Origin of the sequence: Sulfitobacter sp. HI0129, assembly GCF_001635395.1 — a bacterium.
In the GTDB taxonomy this organism is placed as follows: Bacteria; Pseudomonadota; Alphaproteobacteria; order Rhodobacterales; family Rhodobacteraceae; genus Sulfitobacter.
Genome location: NZ_LWGH01000417.1, coordinates 1 through 4,714 on the forward strand (window position 1 = coordinate 1; position 4,714 = coordinate 4,714).

The following is a 4,714-nucleotide window of genomic DNA, read 5'->3' on the forward strand; positions in this document are numbered from 1 at the left end:
ACAGGCCCTTTACCGCATCGGCGCCGAAATTGCCGTTCAGCGCCTCTTCGGCTTCGGTCCAGCGAAAGACGCCGTTTTCCGACGCGCCGGTAATCGCGACCCGGACCCCGTCGGAAAAGCGCGCGACGAAGGCCGCGACCAACGGAAAGCGGGAGGCAGGCTGGATGAACTTTTCATAGCGGGCGGCATCGGGCACGGGGAACTTCACCTCGGTGACGATCTCGTCCTCTTCCAGCGCGGTTTCGAACATGCCCATGAAATAATCGTCCGCCGCGATTTCACGGTTGTTGGTCACGATGGTCGCACCGCTGCCGAGCGCCCCGGCGGGATAGCAGGCGGAGGGGTCGTTGTTGGCCAGCGAGCCGCCGATCGTGCCGCGGTTGCGCACCGCCGGATCGCCGATCCGCGCTGCCAGCGAGGCCAGCCCGGGATAATGCGCCTCCGCTTCGCGCATAACGGTCGCATGGGTGGTGGCCCCGCCGATGCAGAGCTTGTCCCCCTCCATCCGCACGCCCTTCATGTCCTCGATCCCGGTGAGCGAGACCAGCACCGAAGGCGCCGCCAGCCGGGCCTTCAACGTGGGGATCAGGGTTTGGCCGCCGCTCAGCGGCTGCGCCTCGTCCCGGCCCAGTGCCGCCACGGCGTTGGAAACGCTGGTCGGCCGTTCCACTTCGAAGTTGTACATGTCGTTTTCCTTCCGATCCGGGGGGCATCGCGCGATGGGCGGTGCCGGCCCCTGTTGTCCTGTTCAGCGAAGCGGCCCGGGGGCATCGCACCTCCGGGCCGCCGATCTCATTCCGGCTGCGGCTTCGCGTTGCTGCCCACGGCGCCCACGCGGGCGGCATTGGCCTCTGCCCCATGCATCGCCGCCCAGACGCGCGCGGGCGTTACCGGCATGTCGATATGACCCACATCCTTGCCGCCGGAGCGCATGGCGTCCAGCACCGCGTTCACCACCGCGGGGGGCGAGCCAATGGCCCCCGCCTCGCCGCAGCCCTTCACGCCGAGCGGGTTGTGGGTGCAGGGCGTCTGGCAGCTGTGATCCACCGAATAGAACGGCAGATCGCTGGCGCGCGGCATGGCGTAATCCATGTAGGACGCGCTCAGAAGCTGGCCGTCGCTGTCGTAGGCGCAGTTTTCCATCAGCGCCTGCCCGATGCCCTGCGCTAGACCGCCATGGACCTGGCCCGTCACGATCATCGGGTTGATGACATTGCCGAAGTCATCGGCGGCTGCAAAGCGTTCGATCGTGACATGGCCGGTGTCGGGGTCCAGTTCCACCTCGCAGGCATAGGCGCCCGAGGGATAGGTGAAGTTGGACGGATCGTAGAACGCCGTCTCTTCAAGGCCCGGCTCGATATCCTCCAGCGGATAGTTGTGCGGCACGTAAGCGGCGAGCGTGACATCGCCCCAGGCCACCGACTTGTCGGTGCCCGCAACGCTGAACGCCCCGTCCTTCAGTTCGATGTCGGACTCGGAGGCTTCGAGCAGATGCGACGCGATCTTCTTGGCCTTGGCGATGATCTTCTCGGTCGCGCGCACCATGGCGGAGCCGCCCACTGCGATGGAGCGGGAGCCATAGGTGCCCATACCCATCGGGACTTTCGCTGTATCGCCATGAACGATATCGACCATGCTTTCGTCGATGCCGATCATCTCGGCCACCACCTGCGAGAACGTCGTCTCGTGGCCCTGACCATGGCTGTGGCTGCCGGTCATCACCACAAGTCCGCCGGTGGCATTGACCCGGACCGTGGCGCTTTCATAAAGCCCCGCCCGGGCACCGAGCTGACCCACGAGGTTCGACGGCGCGATGCCGCAGGCCTCGATATAGCAGTTCATGCCGAAGCCGCGCAGCTTGCCCTTGGCTTCGCTTTCCTTCCGCCGCGCCTCGAAACCGGCCTTGTCGGAAATCTCGATCAGCTTGTCGAGCGTGGCGTTGTAATCACCGGTGTCGTATTCCACCGCCACGGGGGTGGCATAGGGGAATTCGGTGATGAAGTTCTGCCGCCGCAGCTCCATCGGATCGACACCCAGTTCATGCGCCGCCTTATCGACCAACCGTTCCAGCTGATAAGTGGCTTCGGGCCGCCCCGCGCCGCGATAGGCGTCCACCGGCACGGTGTTGGTAAAGACCGCCTTCACGTTCACGTAGATGAGCGGCGTCTTGTAGTTGCCGGCCATCAGCGTGCCGTGCAGCCATGTGGGGACCGAGGGCGCGAAGGTGCTGAGGTAAGCGCCCATGTTGGCGTAGGTGTCGGTGCGGATCGCGGTAAAGTTGTTGTCCCCGTCCAGCGCCAGTTCGATCTTGGTGACGTGATCGCGGCCATGGGCGTCGGAGATGAAGGCCTCCGACCGGCTTGAGGTCCATTTGACCGGGCGGTTACACGCCTTGGCTGCGAAGGTACAGAAGGCTTCTTCTTGGTAGTGGAAGATCTTGGTGCCAAAGCCGCCACCCACGTCGGGGGCCACGACGCGCAGCTTGTGTTCGGGGATACCCAGCACGAAGGCGCCCATCAGCAGGCGGATCACATGCGGGTTCTGGCTGGTGGTATAAAGCGTGTGCTGATCGTCGCTGCGGCTGTAGTCGCCCACCGCGACGCGCGGCTCCATGGGGTTGGCCACCAGACGGTTGTTTACCAGTTCCAGCGTGGTGACATGGGCGGCATCGTCAAAGGCCTTGTTCACCGCATCCTTGTTTTCCTCGACGAAACCCCAGTCGTAGCACAGGTTGCTGGTCAGATCGTCATGCACCTTGGGCGCGCCGTCCTTCACCGCTTCCTTCATGTCGATGACGGCAGGCAGTTCGTCGATTTCGACGACGATCGCCTCGGCGGCGTCCCGCGCCTGCCCCAGCGTTTCGGCCACAACGGCGGCGATGGGTTCGCCCACGTGGCGGACCTTTCCGTGGGCCAGCACCGGATGGCGCGGCTCCTGCATCGGGTCGCCGTGCCGGTCCGTGACCTGCCAGCCGCAGGGAATGCTGCCGACGGCCTCGAAATCCGCACCGGTAAAGATGCGGACGACGCCCGGCATCCCCTCGGCTTCGGAGGTATCGACATTGTTCAGCGTGCCATGCGCCACGTCCGAGCGCAGGAAGAAGACATGGGCCTGCCCCCTGATATTGATGTCGTCGGTGTAGTTCCCGGCCCCTGTCAGGAACCTTACGTCTTCGCGCCGCTTGCTGCTGGCACCAATTCCGCCGTCTTTAGGCATGATCTTCCTCCCTTAGGTGACAGGACATGCCTGTCGCATTTAACCGGCCCAGCGGGCGATGGCCCGCGATTGCCGCTGTTGTGTACCGCTGCTTCCGGCCCCGGCCTCCCTCCGGGTGGCAATGGCCTATGGCCCGCCCTGCGGAACCCCGATGCAGGTGCCGCCTGCGCCGGCGTCCGCCCCGTGGCAGACGATCCGGACGCGCCGGGGAAGGCCCGCGCAGGCCATGCTATTCAGCCGCGATCTGTCCGGTGTCCTGCCCGCTGGCCGCCATGATCGCCTTGACGATATTGTGGTAGCCCGTGCAGCGGCAGATATTGCCGTCAAGGTAATGGCGGATCTCGGCTTCGCTGGGCTTGGGGTTGTCCTTCAGCAGCGCCGCGGTCGACATCACCATGCCCGGTGTGCAGAAACCGCACTGCAACCCGTGGTGATCCTGAAACGCCTGCTGGATCACGTTGAGCGATCCGTCCGCGTTGGCCTGACCCTCGATGGTGGAAACCTCGGCGCCTTCGGCTTCGAGCGCCAGCATGCTGCAGGCCTTGACCGCCTCGCCGTTCACATGGACCACGCAGGCACCACACTGGCTGGTATCACAGCCGATATGCGTTCCTGTCAGGCCGAGGTCGTCGCGCAGGAAATGCGCGAGCAATGTGCGCCCCTCCACCTCGCCCGAAGCGGCCTTGCCGTTCACGGTCATTTTGACCTGTGCCATGTTGTCCTCCCGTTCAATTCTTGTTGCGCAGAGTTAAGCACGGCCCAGCCAAGTTAGGAACCGTAAAAAGGTCGTATATCCCCGCGCCCGGCCTGCGACTTTCGGCGCGGTCGAATCACGCCGGGGTCGATGGCGCGCGGGGGGCGCGGGGCTGTGGACGTGTGGGGATCTCCTTCAGCAGGCCGCCCACGCCCATCGCCGCGATATCCGCCCCGGTGACTTCCAGCCCGCAGACGACGCGCGACAGCACCCAATCGGCCCCGTTCAGCGCGGGCGAGCGTGCGCAGCCCGGCAGGCCGATCACCGACTGCGCACCGCGCTGACCGATAAATAGCAGGTTGCCCGGATCAACCGGCATCCCGAAACGCTCCACCCGGCCCCCGGCGGCGCGCAGCGCCGCGGGCGCCACGTCGTCGGGGTCAGAGGTGGCCGAGCCGGTGAGGATAAGCACCAGTTCCTCCCCGCAGTCCGCTATCGCCTCGGCGAGAGCCTGTGTGCGGTGCGGCACCCGCCGAACCGTCGCAAGCTCGACATCCAGCGCCTCCAGCCGGGCGGCGATGGCGTCGCGGCCCTTGTCGCCCACGCCGCCGGGGATATCGGTGACGATGAGCGCCGCGCGCTTCATCCGCGGCTGTGCAAATCGGATGGCCCCCCGCCCCGCGGCACAGGCGCGCTCAACATCCGCTTCCGGCACCGCGTAGGAGATGATCTTGATCGTCGCCACCATCCCCCCCGCCGCCATCTGCTGAAAGGGCGGCACCGTGGCCAGCGTGATCATCGGGT

The 4,714-nt window shown here is 65.7% G+C and carries 3 protein-coding genes and 1 pseudogene; all 4 read right to left on the reverse strand.

Translation table 11 applies throughout. From position 1 onward, the window contains the following. The coding region (locus A3764_RS11170) for an FAD binding domain-containing protein (protein WP_067951594.1) at window positions 1-685 on the reverse strand (685 nt) is incomplete at its 3' end. A 170-nt stretch (window positions 686-855) separates the two neighbouring features. After that, window positions 856-3,216 (reverse strand): annotated as a pseudogene (locus tag A3764_RS11175) (xanthine dehydrogenase family protein molybdopterin-binding subunit); the annotation flags it as partial. Window positions 3,217-3,445: 229 nt separating this feature from the next. Then, on the reverse strand, window positions 3,446-3,931 hold the full coding sequence (locus tag A3764_RS11180; RefSeq protein ID WP_067926419.1) for a (2Fe-2S)-binding protein: 486 nt from the start codon (window positions 3,929-3,931) through the stop codon (window positions 3,446-3,448). A gap of 115 nt (window positions 3,932-4,046) precedes the next feature. Continuing rightward, window positions 4,047-4,714, reverse strand: a 668-nt coding sequence (locus A3764_RS11185) for a molybdopterin-binding protein (protein ID WP_236628168.1), incomplete at its 5' end; no start/stop codon positions are given.

Excerpts from the sequence above, each read along its gene's own strand:
- A3764_RS11180 (WP_067926419.1), bottom strand. The coding sequence starts at position 3,931 with ATGGCACAGGTCAAAATGACCGTGAACGGCAAGGCCGCTTCGGGCGAG.